General features: G+C 66.1%; 13 protein-coding genes and 3 pseudogenes. 7 read left to right on the plus strand and 9 right to left on the minus strand.

The features are described from left to right. A pseudogene (locus ASV56_RS23960) lies at positions 1-182 on the minus strand (IS3 family transposase); the annotation flags it as partial. Positions 183-190: 8 nt separating this feature from the next. After that, positions 191-487, minus strand: a complete 297-nt coding sequence (locus ASV56_RS11930; protein WP_062560391.1) for a transposase — start codon at positions 485-487, stop codon at positions 191-193. A gap of 501 nt (positions 488-988) precedes the next feature. Here ASV56_RS11930 and ASV56_RS11935 point away from each other — a divergent pair. Both ASV56_RS11935 and ASV56_RS11940 read left to right on the plus strand, forming a co-directional pair. Then, a complete protein-coding gene (locus ASV56_RS11935; RefSeq protein ID WP_062562157.1) occupies positions 989-2,653 on the plus strand; it encodes a BCCT family transporter in 1,665 nt (554 codons plus the stop codon). Between the two features lie 142 nt (positions 2,654-2,795). Then, entirely contained in the window at positions 2,796-4,115 is a 1,320-nt protein-coding gene (locus ASV56_RS11940) for a chloride channel protein (protein WP_062562158.1), read from the plus strand. Between the two features lie 70 nt (positions 4,116-4,185). Here ASV56_RS11940 and ASV56_RS11945 read toward each other — a convergent pair. Then, positions 4,186-4,650: pseudogene (locus ASV56_RS11945) on the minus strand (inorganic phosphate transporter); the annotation flags it as partial. A gap of 155 nt (positions 4,651-4,805) precedes the next feature. Between ASV56_RS11945 and ASV56_RS11950 the strand changes: the two are divergent. Both ASV56_RS11950 and ASV56_RS11955 read left to right on the plus strand, forming a co-directional pair. Beyond that, complete coding sequence (locus tag ASV56_RS11950) at positions 4,806-5,807, plus strand: TAXI family TRAP transporter solute-binding subunit (RefSeq protein ID WP_062562334.1); 1,002 nt, start codon at positions 4,806-4,808, stop codon at positions 5,805-5,807. 81 nt (positions 5,808-5,888) lie between these two features. Then, positions 5,889-7,955 (plus strand): TRAP transporter permease, encoded by a 2,067-nt coding sequence (locus ASV56_RS11955; RefSeq protein WP_062562160.1) that lies wholly within the window; start codon positions 5,889-5,891, stop codon positions 7,953-7,955. Between the two features lie 613 nt (positions 7,956-8,568). Here the strand turns inward: ASV56_RS11955 and ASV56_RS11960 are convergent. Next, positions 8,569-9,477 carry a sugar kinase gene (locus tag ASV56_RS11960; RefSeq protein ID WP_062562161.1) on the minus strand — a complete coding sequence of 303 codons (909 nt, stop codon included), beginning with the start codon at positions 9,475-9,477 and terminating at the stop codon, positions 8,569-8,571. Continuing rightward, the gene (locus ASV56_RS11965; RefSeq protein WP_253879970.1) at positions 9,474-10,523 is read right to left on the minus strand and encodes a mannitol dehydrogenase family protein; all 1,050 of its coding nucleotides are present in this window, start codon (positions 10,521-10,523) and stop codon (positions 9,474-9,476) included. Before ASV56_RS11965 ends, ASV56_RS11960 begins: the two co-directional genes overlap by 4 nt. A gap of 18 nt (positions 10,524-10,541) precedes the next feature. On the opposite strand from ASV56_RS11965, the gene ASV56_RS11970 reads away from it, so the two are divergent. From ASV56_RS11970 to ASV56_RS11985, 3 genes are all read left to right on the plus strand, one after another. Beyond that, positions 10,542-11,321: a diguanylate cyclase domain-containing protein gene (locus ASV56_RS11970; RefSeq protein WP_082724820.1), complete on the plus strand. Its 780-nt coding sequence runs from the start codon at positions 10,542-10,544 to the stop codon at positions 11,319-11,321. 74 nt (positions 11,322-11,395) lie between these two features. Further along, positions 11,396-12,211 (plus strand): calcium-binding protein, encoded by an 816-nt coding sequence (locus ASV56_RS23965; protein ID WP_062562163.1) that lies wholly within the window; start codon positions 11,396-11,398, stop codon positions 12,209-12,211. Between the two features lie 27 nt (positions 12,212-12,238). Beyond that, positions 12,239-13,365 (plus strand): IS3 family transposase gene (locus ASV56_RS11985; protein ID WP_152988090.1). Its coding sequence is split into 2 segments (ribosomal slippage): positions 12,239-12,503 and positions 12,503-13,365, totalling 1,128 coding nucleotides; the frame shifts between segments, so codons are not numbered across the junction. Between the two features lie 149 nt (positions 13,366-13,514). Here ASV56_RS11985 and ASV56_RS11990 read toward each other — a convergent pair. The 4 genes and pseudogenes from ASV56_RS11990 to ASV56_RS23575 form a co-directional block, all read right to left on the minus strand. Further along, positions 13,515-14,705 carry an extracellular catalytic domain type 1 short-chain-length polyhydroxyalkanoate depolymerase gene (locus ASV56_RS11990; protein ID WP_082724796.1) on the minus strand — a complete coding sequence of 397 codons (1,191 nt, stop codon included), beginning with the start codon at positions 14,703-14,705 and terminating at the stop codon, positions 13,515-13,517. Positions 14,706-14,754: 49 nt separating this feature from the next. Continuing rightward, positions 14,755-15,852, minus strand: a complete 1,098-nt coding sequence (locus tag ASV56_RS11995) for a YihY/virulence factor BrkB family protein (protein WP_082724797.1) — start codon at positions 15,850-15,852, stop codon at positions 14,755-14,757. Positions 15,853-16,126: 274 nt separating this feature from the next. After that, positions 16,127-16,288 (minus strand): annotated as a pseudogene (locus ASV56_RS25040) (IS5/IS1182 family transposase); the annotation flags it as partial. Positions 16,289-16,413: 125 nt separating this feature from the next. Continuing rightward, positions 16,414-17,184 carry an acyltransferase gene (locus ASV56_RS23575; RefSeq protein WP_156429130.1) on the minus strand — a complete coding sequence of 257 codons (771 nt, stop codon included), beginning with the start codon at positions 17,182-17,184 and terminating at the stop codon, positions 16,414-16,416. Positions 17,185-17,410 lie beyond the last annotated feature (226 nt).

Here is a 17,410-nt window from a genome sequence, read left to right on the forward strand (position 1 = left end):
TGCCAGGTCATCTGGCGAACCCCATAGAACGGCGTGTCGAGGAACTGCCGGTCGATCAGCCGCATCAGGCCGAGGTTCTGATCCGTCTCTCCAGCCGGCTCGTGGTAGAACGACGAGCGCGAGATCGACAGCAGGCGGCACTGCGCCCCGATGGACAGCGCCGGGTGGTTCCGTTCGATCATCCCACGCCTCACTTTCCGGTCCACGGCTTGAGCTTTCGTGACAAAAAATCGTTGGCGACAGCCAGCTCCCCGATCTTGGCATGCAGTGATCGGACCGTCTCTTCATCCACCTCCGTCGAGGGCTTCTTGCCGCCGCGCTCGAAGATATCCGCAGCTCCGTCGAGCAGCGCCTTCTTCCATTGATGGATCATCGTCGGATGCACGCCGTATTCGCCCGCCAGCTCTGACACAGTGCGCTCGCCCTTAACGGCCTCGAGCGCCACGCGCGCCTTGAAGCCCGCGTCATGGTTTCTGCGTTTCCGCATTCCTGATCTCCTCGTTCTTGGAGACCAGCAAACGTCAGATCGTAGCTTCCGTCACTGTCCGATTTCCGGGGAGCAGCTCAGGTGATGATCAGGCGTGGCTCGACGATGTCTCACTGCGTTGCCGCAATGCGCTGCTGCGCTACGGAATGTCTGCGAAACTAGAGCACAAGGCCATCGGAGTGGCGGCGATGCGGCCGGTGCTGTGCAGCCTCCGGCTATGCAGTCAGGCTGGCTAGCAGCGTGGTGATGGCGCACAGGTAGATCGGGAAGCCAATTGAACGAGGCTCAAGGCAGCCGCCGGTGCTGTAAATAAGGCTGGCCGCCTTAGGGCGGGTATGACACGGCCACGCCACATTGAAAAGTCGTGTGGGGCTGCCTTCGCGGCGGCCGCCCAGCGGATGGCAATTATAAAGAAACTGTGAAACTCTGGGTGCCCCAGGCGCATTTCGCGTCGAGTCGAAGCTTTCGGCGCCCGATCGAACCCAAATGAGAAAGGGACGCATGTCACAGATAAGCCCATTCGAACCGTTGATCGCCGACGCTGGCATCGAGGCCCTGCCGCCGCCTGAGGGCCCGACCCAGATCATCGCGACCGATTACGAGATCGGCCAGGACAATATCGAAGGCGTCAAGCCGGTTGCGTTCGACATCCACAACCCGGTTTTCATGATTTCCGGCGTCGCGGTGGTGGTCTTCACTGCGGCCACGCTGCTATTCCCCTCGGTCCTGGGGCCGTTCTTCGGCGGATTGCGCGACGTCGTCACCAGCAATTTCGACTGGTTCTTCCTGATCGCCGGGAATGTCTTCGTGCTGCTGTGCCTTGGCCTGATCCTGTCGCCGCTGGGCTCGGTCCGGTTGGGCGGTCCCGAGGCCGCGCCGGATTTCTCCCTGACCGGCTGGTTCTCCATGCTCTTTGCCGCCGGCATGGGCATCGGCCTGATGTTTTACGGCGTCAGCGAGCCCCTGGGGCATTTCACCGCCGCCCTGGGGGGGCCGGTGGTCGAGAACGGCGTGCGCACCGACTGGGCGCCGCTGGACGGCGCGCCGGGGGACGAACTGGGCGCGCGGCGTCTGGCGATGGCCGCGACAATCTTTCACTGGGGCCTGCACCCCTGGGCGATCTATGCGGTGGTCGCGCTGGCCCTGGCGCTGTTTGCCTATAACAAGGGGCTGCCGCTGACCCTGCGCTCGGTCTTTTATCCGATCCTGGGGGAACGGGTCTGGGGCTGGCCGGGCCATGTCGTGGATGTGCTGGCGGTGATGGCGACGCTGTTCGGGCTGGCCACCTCGCTGGGAATCGGCGCCGAGCAGGCATCGGCGGGGTTCCATTTCCTGTTCGGCTGGAGCACCGCGCTGACTGCCAAGATCGTGCTGATCGTCATCATCACCGGAGTGGCCACGGCCTCGGTGGTGCTGGGCGTCGAAAAGGGCGTCAAGCGCCTGTCCGAGATCAACATGGTGCTGGCGGTCCTGCTGCTGCTCTTCGTGATCCTCACTGGGCCGACCTGGCAGATCCTGACCGGCTTCTTCGGCAATCTGGCCGCTTACGGCACCAAGATCCTGCCGCTGTCGAACCCCTTCGGCCGCACTGACGACAATTTCCGTCACGGCTGGACGGCCTTCTACTGGGCCTGGTGGATCAGCTGGTCACCCTTTGTCGGCATGTTCATCGCCCGGGTGTCGCGCGGCCGCACCGTGCGGCAATTCCTGACCGCTGTGCTGATCGTGCCCTCGCTGATCTCGGTGCTGTGGATGACGGCCTTCGGCGGCACCGCGATTTCCGAGACGTTGGCGGGCTTCTCGGGTGTGGCCGATGCGGCGCTGGAACTGCAACTGTTCCAGATGCTGTCGCAGCTGCCGCTGACCACGATTTCCAGCTTCATCGGCATCGTGCTGGTGATCGTGTTCTTCGTCACCTCCTCGGATTCCGGTTCGCTGGTGATCGACACCATCGCGGCGGGCGGCAAGATCCATGCGCCGGTGCCGCAGCGCATCTTCTGGTGCAGCTTCGAGGGTCTGGTCGCCATTGCGCTCCTGCTGGGCGGCGGGCTGGCGGCCCTGCAGGCGATGGCGGTTTCGACCGGCCTGCCCTTCACGCTGGTGCTGCTGGGCGCCTGCTGGGCCATCGTGCAGGGCCTGATGGCCGAGAGGCGGGAACTGGCCTGAGACTGGCCGGGCCGGGCGGTCGTGCCCGGCCCGGTTTGTATTTGTCTTCCTAGCCGGGCCATGAAATGCAGGGCAGATCCCAAATCTGGCCCCCTGCTTGCCCGCCCCGCGCGAAGCCTATCGACACAGGATCAGAATACCCATGCTTCGCCCCCGGTTTCGCATCCTCCGACGCTCGCGCGCGCTGATCACGAGCCGGGAGCAATGGCGCGGGCGGATGGTCTTCTGGTGCGGCGCCGTGCTGGTCGGGCTGGTCAGCAGCGCCTTCGCCAGGCTGGCGGATCTGGCAACCGAGGCGTTCCGCCATCTCTCAGCCGGAGGGACCTCGCCTTGGCTGCTTCTGGTGGTCCCGGCGGGCTTCATTTCTTCGGCATGGCTCGCGCAACGATATTTTCCCGGCGCGCAAGGCAGCGGCATCCCCCAAGCCATCGCCGCCCGCGCTCTCGAGGGCGAGGAGCGGAGGCTATACCTGACCCTGAGGATCGCCGTCGGAAAGTTTCTGCTGACGCTGTGGGGCCTGCTCTGCGGCGCCTCGATCGGGCGCGAGGGCCCGACCGTCCAGATCGGCGCGGCCATCATGCTGGCCAGCGCGCGCGTCGGGCACCTAGCCCAGGCCAAGGGGCTGATCCTTGCCGGCTCGGCTGCCGGAATCGCGGCCGCATTCAACACCCCGCTGGCCGGCATCGTCTTCGCCATCGAGGAAATGGCCCGCACCTATCAAAGCCGCACCAATGGCCTGGTGCTTTCGACGGTGGTGATCGCCGGGATCGCGGCGCTGGCGATCTCGGGCAGCTACACCTATTTCGGCGAGGCCGTGGCCTATGGCAATTTCCCGCGCGACTGGCTGCTGGTCGGCGCGGTGGGGATTGCGGGCGGCGCGCTTGGCGCGGGGTTCAGCCGGTCGGTGCTGTCCCTGACCCGGCGCGTCCGGCGCTGGAAGCTGGCGCCCGGGCGCAAGCTTTTCGTCGTCGCGGGGGCCGCGGGGCTGGCGGTGGCGGTGCTGGGGCTCGTCAGCGGCGGAACGACATTCGGCACCAGCTACGCTGAGGCGCGGCTGGCGGTGCAGGGCGAGCAATTGCCCGCCGGGTTTTTCCTGGCCAAGCTGCTGGCGACACTGGCCTCGACCGTATCGGGCATTCCGGGCGGCATGTTCGCGCCGTCGCTTTCGGTCGGCGCGGGGCTGGGCAATGTGATCGGCGGGCTGTTCGCGGCCTCGCTCAGCTTTGCGGCCGTGCTGGGGATGGCGGCCTATTTCGCCGGGGTCGTGCAATCGCCGATGACCGCTTTCGTCATCGTCATGGAGATGACCGCGACGCAGGAACATGCCCTGCCCATCATGGCCGCCGCGATGCTGGGCTTTGGCGTGTCGCGCCTGCTGTCGCCCGAACCGCTGTATCACGGGCTGGCCCGGCTGTGGCTGGCGGACGCCATCAAGCTGCGCCGGCGCGAGGGCGCTGCCTGAACAGGAAATTTCACGTCCTTGGTCCTCTTGCGGCTGGGCAGAACGTCAGGTGGACAGTTTTCGGTCAGCCCATCTTGGTGATCTCGTTTCCGACCATGCGGATCAGCTTGGGACCGAACAGGCTCAGCCCGAAAGAGATCCCGAAGGCGCCGATCAGCATGACCCACAGGGGAATGACCACATCGCCGTTGAAGTTTCCGGTCGTCACGGTCTGCACGATGGCCGCCAGCGGACCGACGGCATTGGCGACGTCATTCGCCCCATGGGCAAAGCTGAGCAGCGCCGCCGAGGCGACCAGGGGAATGCCGAACAGCACCTTCAGCGACTTGTTGCGATTCTCCAGCCCCTCGGACTGGCGGCGGGTGACCGGGATCATCAGCAGCCATGAGCAGAACCCCGCCAGCAGGCCCAGCAACAGCGCCGCGCGCGTCGAGATCTCGACCAGCTGCTTCAGCCCCTTCATCGCCAGATAGGCCGTGAAGGCCCCCGCCATGATGCCCACGAGGATCGGCACCCAGACCCGTGCCGCCGCGATCGGTTGCCGGGACCGACGGGTTTGGCCGGCGCCGGCGCGGCGCGGCCTTCGGGACGTGACGCAACGGCACATTTTCGCCGCCTTGGAGTGGTTGTCATTGTCGGCGGCTCTGGACTAGCCTCGACCCAGACGATCTGGAAAACAGGGAGATGCAGATGAAACTCAGGACATTCCTCGCCGCCATTGCCATCGCCGCCTCGCTCGGCCCAGCCGCTTCGGCGCAAGAGATGTCGTTCTTTCGCATCGGCACCGGCGGCACGGCTGGCACCTATTACCCGATCGGTGGATTGATCGCGAATGCGATTTCCAACGCACCGGGCTCGCGCCCCTGCGAGGATGGCGGTTCTTGCGGAGTGCCGGGGCTGGTTTCGACGGCGGTGGCTTCGAACGGTTCCGTGGGTAATGTCAACGCGATCAACGGCGGCGCCATGGAAGCCGGCTTCAGCCAGTCCGACGTAGCTTATTGGGCGCAGACCGGCACTGGCTTGTGGGAAGGCCAGCCTGCCGTCGAAAAGCTTCGGTTGATCGCCAACCTCTATCCGGAAAGCATCCATCTGGTGGCGCGCAAGGACGCGGGCATCGCTTCGGTCGCCGATCTCAAGGGAAAGCGGGTTTCGCTGGACGAGCCCGGCTCGGGCACGCTGGTCGACGCCAAGATCATCCTTGACGCATACGGCCTGTCCGAAAAGGACATTACCCCGGAATATCTCAAGCCGGACCAGGCGGCGGACCGCATGCGCGACGGCGCGATGGACGCCTTTTTCTTCGTCGGCGGCTACCCGGCAGGCGCGATCGCGGAACTCGCCAGCCAGCATGACGTGACCCTGGTGCCCATCACCGGCCCCGAGGCCGACAAGCTGCGCGAGACCTACAGCTTCTTTGCCGCCGACACCGTTCCAGCCGGGACTTATGACGGGCAGGATGCCGATGCCGCCACCCTCTCGGTCGGGGCGCAGCTTGTGACCAGCGCCGACCAGCCCGAAGAGCTGATCTACGGCATCACCAAGGCCCTTTATAACGAGAACACCCAGAGACTGTTCGCCGCCGGCCATGCCAAGGGCAAACAGATCACCCTGGACAATGCGACTCTGGGTGCCGGTATCCCCTTCCACCCCGGCGCCGAGCGTTTCTACAAAGAGGCCGGCAAGCTGGAATAAGCAGGCACGCAAGCCGACGGGGGATGCGGCCGAGGTTCGGCCGCGTCCCTTGGCCTTTGAACTGCACGGCAGGAATTCCGCATGACCCAGACCACCCCCCAGCTTTCCGAGGATCAGCTTCGCGCGCTGGAAGAGGAATACGACCCCGAGGCCCGCTTTCGCACGGTGACGCGTCCCGTCGCCATTCTGACCGGCGTGATCCTGTTCCTGCTGTCCTGCTATCACTTCTATACGGCGGGCTTCGGCATCCCGCGCGCGACCACGCATCGCGGTCTGCATATGGGCGTGTCGCTGTTCGTCATTTTCCTCAGCTTCTCGGCCCTGGCCCGCAACCGCCACCGGACAGACGGCCTTGCCGTCCTCGGCGTTCCGGTGACGGATTGGATCCTGGCCATCGGAGGCGCCATCAGCGCCTTCTATGTGCCTTGGATCTACGATCAGTTGCAGTTCCGCGTCGGCAACCCGCTGCCCATCGACATCGCCATGGGCACGGTGCTGCTGGTCGTGCTGATGGAGGCCGTGCGCCGCTCGATGGGCTGGCCGCTACCGGTCATTGCGGCCCTCTTCATCGGCTATGCCTATTTCGGAAAGTCGATGCCCGGCATCCTGGTCCATCCCGGCGCGGACTGGAGGACGATCATCAATCACCTCTACCTGACCTCGCAGGGCATTTACGGCACTGCGCTTGGCGTCATCGCCACCTATGTGTTCCATTTCGTGCTCTTCGGTGTCATGGCACAGAAGATCGGACTGGGGCAGCTTTTCATCGACCTGGCGACCGCGCTGGCCGGGCGCTTCGCCGGCGGGCCGGCCAAGGTTTCGGTCATTTCCTCGGCAATGCTGGGCACGATCTCGGGCTCGTCCATCGCCAATACTGTGACCACCGGCGCGCTGACCATCCCGGCCATGATCAAGATCGGCTTCAAGCGCCATTTCGCGGCCGCGGTCGAGGCGGCGTCCTCGACCGGCGGGCAGATCACCCCACCGGTGATGGGGGCAGTCGCCTTCCTGATGGTCGAATACCTGGGCATCCCGCTGCGCACCATCCTGATCGCCGCCGTCGTGCCGGCCTTCATGCATTTCTTCGGCGTGCTGGTTCAGGTGCATCTGGAGGCCAAGCGCCTCGGCATCCGCGGCCTGCGCCAGGAGGAGCTGCCCAAGGCGTGGCACGTCCTGCGCGAGGGCTGGCTGTCGGTGTTTCCGCTGGTGCTGCTCGTGTGGATGCTGATGTCCGGCCGCACACCCTTCCTGTCGGCCTTCTGGGCCATCACCGCCTGCATGGCGGTCTATCTGATCCAGCGGATAATGGCGGCCGGCATACTGGAGGGAATCAGGGAAACCGGCGCCGGCATCTACGACGGTTTCGTCTCTGGCGCACGGCAATCACTGGCGGTAACGGCGGCGGCGGCGCTGGTCGGCGTGGTGATCGGCATCGTCACCCTGACCGGCGTGGGCTTCAAGATCGCCTTCATGGTCACCTCGGTCGCGGCGAACTGGGCCGCCGGGCTGCACGGGCTGCTGGCCGGCCTGCCGTTCGAACTGTTCAGCATCCAGACGCTGACGCTGCTGTTCACCCTGCTGATGACGGCGGTGGTCTGCGTCCTGATGGGCTGCGGCGTGCCGACGACGGCAAACTACATCATCATGGTCGCCGTGGCCGCCCCCGTCCTGGGCATGATGAATGTCGAACCGCTGGTGGCGCATTTCTTTGTCTTCTATTTCGGCGTTCTGGCCGACGTGACGCCGCCAGTGGCGCTGGCGGCCTATGCCGGCGCTGGGATCGCGGGCGCAAACGGCTTCAAGGCCGGCAACACCGCCTTCCGGCTGTCGATGGGCAAGGCCATGGTGCCCTTCGTCTTCGTCTTCTCGCCCTCGTTGCTGCTGGTGACGCAATCCTTCACGCTGCCCGATTTCCTGCTGGCCTTCACCGGCGCGGTACTGGGCATTGTGGCCCTGTCGGCAGCGATCACGAACTGGCTTCTTGGACCGCTGCTGCTGGTCGAGCGAATGCTTCTGCCCATCGCAGCGCTGATGATGATCGCGCCGGAGATGATCTCTACCGCAATCGGTGCGGCAATCCTCGGCCTGGTCGTTTTGCGGCAATATTTCGCGAAACGCACCGGTCCGGGGCAAGCGTCTGCAGCATGACGCGGGGGATTTGAAGCGGCCGGTCCGGGATGCACTCTGCATCGGCCCAAGTAGTGAAATAGCCGCACCTCGAACAACAGCATCAGGCAGTCAATGCCTGTCGTTGATCCGTGCCTTTGCGGACATCTGGTAAGGTGACCCTAGTCATCATGTGCCAGATCCCGGGCTCGCTGATACTTCGTCTTCGGAGAAGCCGCGTCAACAATGATATGTTGCCGCGAATTACTGCTCACTCAGGATTCTTGACTTTCCAGTACGGCCGCTTTCGTCCCCGGCTTGTCGGCAGGCGGAGCAGTAGCCGTGATCCCGGCGCGCGCCTATGCCGACGTTTCGCGGCTGTCGGCGCCCATACCGGGCTGTCCTCCGGAATTGCACGCTACGTTGTCCGCGCACAAACCTCGCTGTGAGAGACAAGCAACAGCCCCCCGCCACAGCCGCGCTGTAGTCGATCATCGAACGGCAGGTGGTCCTCTTGGAAAGGAATATCTGCCTATGTGCGGCGCTAGTTTCCTTGCAGCACGTTCACTCGGCATACCAGGCGCTCGGGTCGGGCTGCCGGACAGGAAACATCCCGACCCGGCCGTCTCCGTTGCGTGGCCGATATCTCGGCTTCCTATGTGAAAGCTTCGCGGACCAGGGCGCCGCGCTGGCGGATCACCTTGCGACTTAGGTCATGGGCACGGCGGATCGCCTCGGGAATGTCCACGCCCACAAGGCGTGCGGCCAAGTAGCCGGCGTTGAAGCTGTCACCCGCCGAGGTTGTGTCCACAGGCACCTCACGCGGCAAGCCGTCGATGACGCCGGCCCCCTCGCGCCCGCCGTAATGCACCGGGCCGCCGCCGGCCTTGACCAGCACCTGCCCGGCGCCATGCGCGAGGTAGCGCGCCACCGTGGCCTGCGGATCGACGTCGGCGAAGAAATCACGCTCGTCGTCGAAACTGGGCAGGACCAGGTCGGCGATGCCGGCAGCGGCTTCGATCTCGCGGCGCATGGTCGTGGCATCGGGCCACAGCCGGGGCCGCAGGTTCGGGTCGAAGACCACCTGCGTGCCATCCTTGCGCGCCGCCGCAAGCGCATGGAGCAGCGCCGTGCGCCCCGCCTCGAGCAGGATGCCCAGCGTGATGCCCGAGAAATAGGCGATGTCAGCGTCCCGCATTGCCTCGGCCAGCGCGGCCGGATCGTCGGCCAGCCGCTTCGCCGCCGAGGTGTCGCGCCAATAGCTGAAGCTGCGTTCGCCGTCCTTCAGCGAGATCGCGTAAAGGGCGATCTCGCGCGTGGGGTCGCGGCTGACATGGCTTGCGTCGATGCCTTCGGTCGCAAGAAAGTCGATCATCCGCTGCGAGAATTCGCCGCGCCCGACCCGGCTGCAATAGGCGACCTGCCAGCTTTCGGGCAGCAGGCGGCGCACATACCAAGCGGTGTTCAGCGTGTCGCCGGCGATGCCCAGCCGCCAGAGGTCGGGCTGGCCCGCGCCCGAAAGCTCGACCATGGCCTCGCCGATTGAGAGGATGCGCCCGCTCATGCCGCCAACTCGGCCTGCATGACGGCGCTCAGCCCCTTGGCCCGAATGCGGGACAGGGTGTCGCGGGCGGTGTCGGCGAAGGCGCCGGCGCGCAAGGCCTCGGGGGCGAGGCCAGGCAGGGCCAGCACGCCCGCGACCAGCGCCGCGTCGTCGCCTTCCGCGCGCCGGGCAAGATCCAGCAGGGCCGCGGCGCGCGGGTCGTCCGGGGCCTCGTCGCGGCTGGCCAGCCCGGCCAGCCAGGCCAGCCAGACCCCGGTGGCGAAGGCGAAGGGGCGGGGATCGCCGCCCCGCGCCAACAACTCGACCGAGGGGGCGAACCAGCGCTGCGGCAGCTTCTCGGTGCCGTCCGTGGCCACCTGGCTGGTCTTGTGCGCAATGGCGGGGTTGGCGAAGCGGGCCATCAGGGCATCGGCATAGGCCGCGACGTCCAGCCCGGCCCCGGGTGGCAGCGTCGCCCCCGCCGCGCGCAAATGGCGCCGCACCAGCGCGGCCAGCATCGGGTCGGCGACCGCCTCGCGGATATGGGGCTGGCCCAGGATCTGCCCGGCATAGGCCATCAGCGAATGGCTGCCGTTCAGCATCCGCAGCTTCATCGCCTCATGCGCGCGCACGTCGCGGACGAACTGGGCGCCGCCGGCCTCCCACGCGGGGCGGCCTTGGGGGAAATGATCCTCGATCACCCATTGGCTGAAGGACTCGGACTCGACGCAGGCGAGGTCGCGGTGGCCGGTCATGGTCTCGACATCGGCCAGCGTGCGCCCGGTCACCGCCGGGGTGATGCGGTCCACCATGGTCGCGGGAAAGGCGACGGTTTCCGCTATCCATTCCGCCAACGCGGGATCCGAGCGGCGGGCGAAGCCCAGCACGCCTGCCCGCAGCAGCGCGCCGTTGTCGGGCAGGTTGTCGCAGCAAAGCACCGTGAAGGGCGCGGTCCCGGCGGCGCGGTGCGCCGCCAACGCCGCGACGAGGATGCCAAGCACGCCCTGCGGCGCTTGCGGGCGGGCCAGGTCGGCGGCGACCGTCGGACGGGCGGTGTCGGCGTCCATCGCGGCCCGGTCGATGCAATGACCGGCTGGACCGCGCTTGGCAACCGCCCGCTGTCCCAGGTCATGCCGCTGGAAACGGCGGAGGGCGAGCGCCTGAGCGTCACGCCGCTGGCTTGGCCCGGCCGGGCTGCGGCCGCGCATGTGCTGCCGCGCTCGCGCGAGGGCAAGGCCATCCCGATCAGCAGCTCGGCCTCGGTCGTGCGCGACCCCGACGGGCAGCCGATCGGCGGCGTCGTGGTGTTCCAGGACGCCACCCAGGCCTATGCCCGCCACCTGGCCCTGCAGGGCGCGGCCGAGACCGATCCGCTGACCGGGCTTCTGAACCGCGCCGGCTTCAACAAGCGGCTGCTGGCCATGCTGGCGGCGCGGGACGGCACGCGCCGCGACCTGGCGCTGCTGTTCGGCGATCTCGACAAGTTCAAGCCCGTCAACGACAATTTCGGCCATGCCGCCGGCGATGTCGTGCTGAAGGAGATCGCCGCCCGGCTGAATCGCTGCGTGCGCGATGCCGATGTCGCCGCCCGTTGGGCCGGGGACGAATTTGCCGTGCTGATGCCCTGCGACGAGATGCGCGAGGCCGAGCAGATAGCCGAGCGCCTGTCCGAGGCGGTGCGCCAGCCCATCGACATCGGCAAGGGCGGCATTGCCGTCTCGGCCGGGATCAGCATCGGCATCTCGATGGCCAGCGCCGCGCATTGGGACCACGGCGAGCTTCTGGAGCAGGCCGACCGGCTGCTTTATCGCAAGAAGGCGCAACGGACCGTTGCAGCGGCGCCGCTGGCGCAGGCCACGCGGTGATCGGGCGCAACGAGGGGATTGCAATCCGGGCAAGCGAGACGCATCTTTGCCCCTCAACCTGAAAGTGTGACCGCATGGCAATCATCACCCTTCGCCAGGGCCAGGGCGCGATCCGCGACATGACGCTGATCGACTGGTCGCAGGTCCTGGGCTTTGCCCGGGCCGGCCGCTCGGCCATGCAGCTGCGCCTGTTCGACGATGCCTCGAACCAGGCGGTGCTGACGGGCAGCGGGCTCGCCTATGGCGGCGGCGGACCCGGCGGCTTGCGGGCCGGCATGGTGCAGGAACTGCGCATCACCCGTGTCGGCCAGACCGTCTTCGAGGCGGCGGGGCTGGTGCTGTCGGCGGCGGCCCTGGCCGATGCCTATGCGCGTTCGGACGACGGGGCGGTGACGCGGCTGCTCATGGCGGGCGCCGACGTGCTGCGCGCCACCGATCTGGCCGAGACGCTGGCCGGCTATGCCGGCGCCGACACGATCCTGGGCATGGGTGGCAGCGACAAGATCTTCGGCGGCGCGGGCGGCGACCGGCTGCTCGGCGGTGCGGGCGACGATACGCTGCTGGGCGAAGCGGGCGACGACCTGCTGTCCGGCGGCATCGGCCATGACACGCTTTACGGCGATGCCGGCAAGGACACCCTGTCGGGCGATGCCGGCAAGGACACCCTGTCGGGCGAGGCCGGCAACGACGCGCTTTATGGCGGCGACGGCAATGACCGGCTGCTGGGCGGTGCGGGTGCCGACAGCCTTTATGCCGGCAATGGCGCCGATCTGGCCTATGGCGGCGACGGCGCCGACAGGCTCTATGGCGAGGCCGGCAACGACAGCCTGTTCGGCGGCAATGGCAATGACTGGAGTGCCCCCACTGAAGTGGTCCACCCACTGGGATAGAAATATCCTGTTCAGGAGGACCATCAGATGGCAGGCAAGCGAGACAAACCGGAAGACATCGTTCTGAAGCTTCGACAGATTGAAGTGCTTCATGGACAGGGAATGGCAATTTCCGACGCGGTGCGGCAGATCGGCGTGACCGAGCCGACGTATTATCGCTGGCGCAAGCAGTATGGCGGCATGAACCGGGATCAGCTGAAGCGTCTCAAGGAGCTTGAGGCGGAGAACCAGCGGTTGCGGCGCGCGGTGTCAGATCTGACCTTGGACAAGATGATCCTGAGCGAGGCTGCACGGGGAAACTTCTAAGCCCTTCGCGCCGTCGCCAGTGCATTGACCATGTGCGGCAGGCGCTCGGCATATCCGAGCGCCGCGCCTGCCGCATCCTCGGGCAGCACCGCTCGACGCAACGCAAGGTTCCTTGCGGCGCCCCGGACGAAGAACGGCTGACGGAAGACATCATCACGCTCGCTCGCACCTACGGGCGATATGGCTATCGGATGATCACCGGATTGCTGAACAACGCCGGTTGGCATGTAAATCATAAACGCGTGGAACGGATATGGCGGCGTGAAGGGCTGAAGGTCCCGCAAAAGCAGGCAAAGAAGGGTCGGCTCTGGTTGAACGACGGGTCCTGCGTCCGTCTCCGGCCGGAGCACCCGAACCACGTCTGGTCCTATGATTTCGTTCAGGACCGGACACATGACGGACGGCTGTTTCGGACGCTCAATATCATCGACGAATTCACGAAGGAGGCGCTGGTGATCCGTGTAAACCGCAGGCTCAATTCCACCGACGTAATCGACGCCCTGACGGATCTGTTCATCTTGCGTGGCCCGCCTGCGTTCATAAGGTCCGACAATGGCGCGGAATTCATTGCCAAGAAGGTGCAGGGCTGGATCGGCGCAGTTGGTGCCAAGACCGCGTTCATCGAGCCGGGTTCACCCTGGGAGAACGGGTATTGCGAGAGCTTCAACGCTCGATTCCGCGACGAACTCCTGGATGCAGAAGTCTTCTATTCGCTCAGGGAGGCCCAGATCCTCATCGAGCGATGGCGCCGCCACTACAACACTGTCAGGCCGCACAGCTCCCTGGGATACCGCCCACCCGCACCGGAAGCCGTCATCCCAATAGACCAGCGGCCGACGATGCACTAACAATCAACCCGGACCACTCGGTGGGGGCAGTCCAGTATTTGCGCCCGCTTGACGTGCGCGGCAACTTGACTCTTTTGATAGGCCGAGAGCTCCTTCGTCAGCGTGTGGAACACCTCGGAGCCGATATTCTCCGCCGTTGAAGATCTTCATTATCGGCACCGGCCAGGGACAACGGGCTGTGAAAGCCGGGACGACCCGTTCAACTGGCCGGGCCGAGCGACCGCTCGTCCTGCGCGTCGGGAATGGTGCGGGCCAGGCCGGCCCTTTTCCGCGCCGACAGGCTGTGGCGCAGGAAAAAGCGGATCATCTCGCGCGAGGCGTCCGGGCCTTTCGTCGGTGAAACGACCCCGGGACGAACCGCCGGACCAGGCATGGCCCGACCCCGCGACGTTCCAATGCTCGACCAGCGAACGGCCCGAGCCGAGGCGATAGACGGTCCGCCGATAGGCGCGGCCATTCGGCACCTGGCCGGCGGTCTCGGTGCCGCGCAGCGTGGGGTAAGGCTCGCGGGCACGCAAGACCACCAACCGTCCGTTGCGGGGATTGACCACGCGGTCATGGCTGCCGTGGAAGACGATCGTCGGCATAGGCAGCATCCGGCGCAAGCCGGGATCGCCGCGCTGCATCGCCACAAGCGCCGAGGCCTGGTCGCGGGCCGCGCCCGCCGGCAATCCGGAATGCACGCCCACGGCCGCGAACAGCTCGGGATAGGCGCGCGCCAACGCCAGCGCCATCGAGGCGCCTGCGGACAGGCCGGCGACATAGACCCGCGCCGGATCGGCGCCGTGCTTCCTGACCAGGTCGCGCGTCAGGCTGGCGAGGATGGCGGCCTCGCCCGCGTCCCGGCGGATGTCCTCGGTCTGGAACCAGTTCCAGCAGCGGGTCGGATGCGCCTCGCGCGGCTGCGCGGGATAGACCACGATCAGGCCGAAGGTCTTGGCCAAGGCATTCATCCCGGTTCCCTTGGCGAAGTCGGCCGGGGTCTGGCCGCAGCCGTGCAGCATGACCAGCAGCGGCGGCGCGGCCGTCGTCATGCCCGGCTTGAAGATCCTGTAGTGGCGCGCGCCATGTTCGCATCGATGCAGGCCGGCGCGGTCGCTCGCGGCCGGCATCGACCGGGTCGCGAGCGGGGGCTTTTCCGGCGCGGCGGCCCTGGCACGCTCCTTGCGCGGCGCCTTGGGCTTCGGGGCCGCGACAAGCGGCACAACCGCCTTCAGCGCCGCCGCCGCGAGCGAGGCGGCCAGATCGACCGCCAGCTTCAGCCCGCCCTTCATCGGCGATGTCGCCTTTCGGGGTCGGCGCTTGCCGGCCCGCGTTCCGCGCTTTTTGCTGCTGGTCATCGGATCCCCCGGATCATGCCTGTTCCCCGCCCGGCACGCCGCTTGCAGCTCATTTCTTCCCCGCGCCCCGTCTCGTCATCCGGCTTGCGGCGCGCAGGGCCAGCGCTGAAGCCAGCAGCAGCTCGCGGCCCGGGGAAACCTCCTCGCGCGCAGCGGGGGCGGCGCGGACCTCGGTGCCCGGCCAGTCCATGCCCGGCGGCGGCGTGTCCGCCTTGACCGCGCCGCGCCGGCCCATGGGCTTCGGCGCGCCGGTCGTGGTGTCGCGGGCGGTCTGCTGCTCGATCTCGGCATTCAACTCGGCTCCGGCCAGGATGACATAGGCCGACAGCCACAGCCAGGTCAGCAGCACGACCACGCCGGCCAGGGTGCCGTAGGTCTCGGTATAGCTGGCGAAATTGCTGACATAGAGCGAAAAACCCAGCGAGGCGGCGATCCAGACGCAGACCGCCAGCGCCGCACCCAGGCTGAGCCAGCGCCATTTCGCCGCCCTGCGCGACGGGCCGAAGCGATAGACCACCGACAGCCCCAGCACCGCGAAGCCCGCCAGGATCGGCCAGGTGATCCACGAGATCGCCGCCTGCATCCCATCGCCCAGGCGCAGGAGCCCGGCGGCCAGGGGCAGCACCACGATCAGCCCGATGGCGAGGATCAGCCCGACCACCAGCCCCAGCGTCAGCGCGAAGCCGGTCAGGTAGAGCCGCAGGTAGCCGCGAGTCTCCTCCTCGTCATAGGCGATGTTCAGCCCCTCGATCAGCGTCATCACCCCCCTGGTCGCGCCGTAAAGGGCGATCGCCAAGCCTGAAGCCGCCACCAGCCCGGTTCCGGTTCCGCTGTCGGTTACCTTCAGAAGCTGGTCGCGGATGATCCCGGCGGCGTCGGGCGGCAGCATCGTGAAGATCCGCTCCATGCTGCTGCCCAGGTCGGCGGGATCCAGGACCAGCCCCGAAATCGCCACCAGCGCCGCGATGGCGGGGAACACGGCGATCAGGCCGTAGAAGGCGATGCCGGCAGCGACGACGCCGACATGATCCTCGACGATCTGGGCCCGGACCCGGCGGAGGATCTGCTTCCAGCCCGAGAGCGGGATGCGGGTGGGCGTCTCGGCACCGTGGCCCAGATCGTCGGCAAGGAGGGAGGCTGTCGGCATGGGGATCCTCGTCCGGTTCGCGGTGACGCAGGCGGAACGCGGCAGGGGGCGGCTCGGGTCCGGGCAAAGATCCACGCGGGGGACAACTCTGTCCGCCGTCGCAGCGTGCCGGAGCAGCCGCGAATGCCTCGAGCGAAGGGGCGGCCTATGGTGGCCTGAGGACCGACCAAGCGCGAGGATGCGGGTGGGCGCGGCACGGTCGTGGTGATGCCCGGATTTCGGAGCCGCTGAAATAATCCTTGTCGGCAATGGCATGCAGGTCGCTGTGGTGGAGGGCCTCCCTGGCTGCGATCTTCGTGAAGTTCCTGTCGCGATTAGTCACCGCCTTGAACGTGCTGCCGTCAATGGCGACGCAATCGCCCTTCAGCAAGCCGATCAGGCGGCACATCTCCACGAATTGCGCGCAGGTCTTGCGGATCGCGGGGCCATTCGTGCGGTTCGAAGAGACCTCGACCATCTCCTGCCCCTAGCGGGCGGCATGATCGCGGCAAGAGCGATCCAGACTGGCCGATCGGATCTCGTTGCCACTTACTGTTTGGCGGCTTTGGGGCCGGCCCAGGTTCAATCAGGCTGCGCGCTACTTATTCTTTCGATCAGCGCAGCCTTTTTCTCTAAGATCCTTTGGTAATGAACCCCTTCATGCCATTCCTCCACGGAATTCTCGGCGCTTCTCGACCAGACAATCCCCTCGCGGAGTTTCCGAGCGGGAATGCCGGCATAGACGCATTCTGCGTCCAAGGTGCCGATGACATGAGACTTCTGTCCCACGACCGCCCCGTCATTTATTCTGGCTCCCTTGCCAATGCTCGCATCACGCGCGATCCAGACCCGATCGCCGATATAGACGTCCCGATCAGGATTTATCCGCTCTCCGGTTGTCTTGTCAAAAATTGCATGGCCGTCGGTGTTTCCGACTTGGATGCGATTGGAGATCATGCAGTGATCTCCAACAATGAAACTTCCCCCGTCTCCCGATTGATTGAGAGTGATACTGCCGATTGTCGTGAATGCGCCAATATAGATCATGTTATTGCTGCCGTTTATTGCGATGTCTCCGCCGCCACGGAAGTGGGCGCCCACGAAAACCACGTTGTCGGAGCCATGGATCCTAAGCCGCAACCTGTCGGCTGAAGCAGAGAAGCCAGAGAACACGACATTGCCGGAACCTCGATTGGACACGACTGCAGGGGGCGCACCTTCACTCCCGGACTGCATGGTGAGGCAGGGCGATTCTTGCACCGCCGCGAAAAGCGAGAGGGGTTCGATCAGGCGCCCTTTGCCTGGCTCTGATAATCTTTCATGAGTGATGCGAGCTAAGTCGGATTCGGTCATGATCACGTCTCGGTGCAGTTGGATTTAGTGACGAAAAGATCGGAACTGACGGCGCTGATATTTTCTGAAGATTGCCTTCGAAAAACAGGCGACGATCTTTTCCGGCAGACGGCCCCCGGCGTTATTCGGACTCGCCCAGCACCCGCAGCAGATATTTGCCATAGGCGTTCTTCGAGAACAGCTTCGCCCGCGCGCGCAGGTCGTCGGCGGTGATCCAGCCGGCCTC

The organism is Paracoccus aminovorans (genome assembly GCF_001546115.1).
Taxonomy (GTDB): Bacteria; Pseudomonadota; Alphaproteobacteria; order Rhodobacterales; family Rhodobacteraceae; genus Paracoccus; species Paracoccus aminovorans_B.

Coding starts and splice junctions, on each gene's coding strand:
- ASV56_RS11930 (WP_062560391.1), bottom strand. CDS start 487: ATGCGGAAACGCAGAAACCATGACGCGGGCTTCAAGGCGCGCGTGGCG.
- ASV56_RS11935 (WP_062562157.1), top strand. CDS start 989: ATGTCACAGATAAGCCCATTCGAACCGTTGATCGCCGACGCTGGCATC.
- ASV56_RS11940 (WP_062562158.1), top strand. CDS start 2,796: ATGCTTCGCCCCCGGTTTCGCATCCTCCGACGCTCGCGCGCGCTGATC.
- ASV56_RS11950 (WP_062562334.1), top strand. CDS start 4,806: ATGAAACTCAGGACATTCCTCGCCGCCATTGCCATCGCCGCCTCGCTC.
- ASV56_RS11955 (WP_062562160.1), top strand. CDS start 5,889: ATGACCCAGACCACCCCCCAGCTTTCCGAGGATCAGCTTCGCGCGCTG.
- ASV56_RS11960 (WP_062562161.1), bottom strand. CDS start 9,477: ATGAGCGGGCGCATCCTCTCAATCGGCGAGGCCATGGTCGAGCTTTCG.
- ASV56_RS11965 (WP_253879970.1), bottom strand. CDS start 10,523: ATGGACGCCGACACCGCCCGTCCGACGGTCGCCGCCGACCTGGCCCGC.
- ASV56_RS11970 (WP_082724820.1), top strand. CDS start 10,542: ATGACCGGCTGGACCGCGCTTGGCAACCGCCCGCTGTCCCAGGTCATG.
- ASV56_RS23965 (WP_062562163.1), top strand. CDS start 11,396: ATGGCAATCATCACCCTTCGCCAGGGCCAGGGCGCGATCCGCGACATG.
- ASV56_RS11990 (WP_082724796.1), bottom strand. CDS start 14,705: ATGACCAGCAGCAAAAAGCGCGGAACGCGGGCCGGCAAGCGCCGACCC.
- ASV56_RS11995 (WP_082724797.1), bottom strand. CDS start 15,852: ATGCCGACAGCCTCCCTCCTTGCCGACGATCTGGGCCACGGTGCCGAG.
- ASV56_RS23575 (WP_156429130.1), bottom strand. CDS start 17,184: ATGACCGAATCCGACTTAGCTCGCATCACTCATGAAAGATTATCAGAG.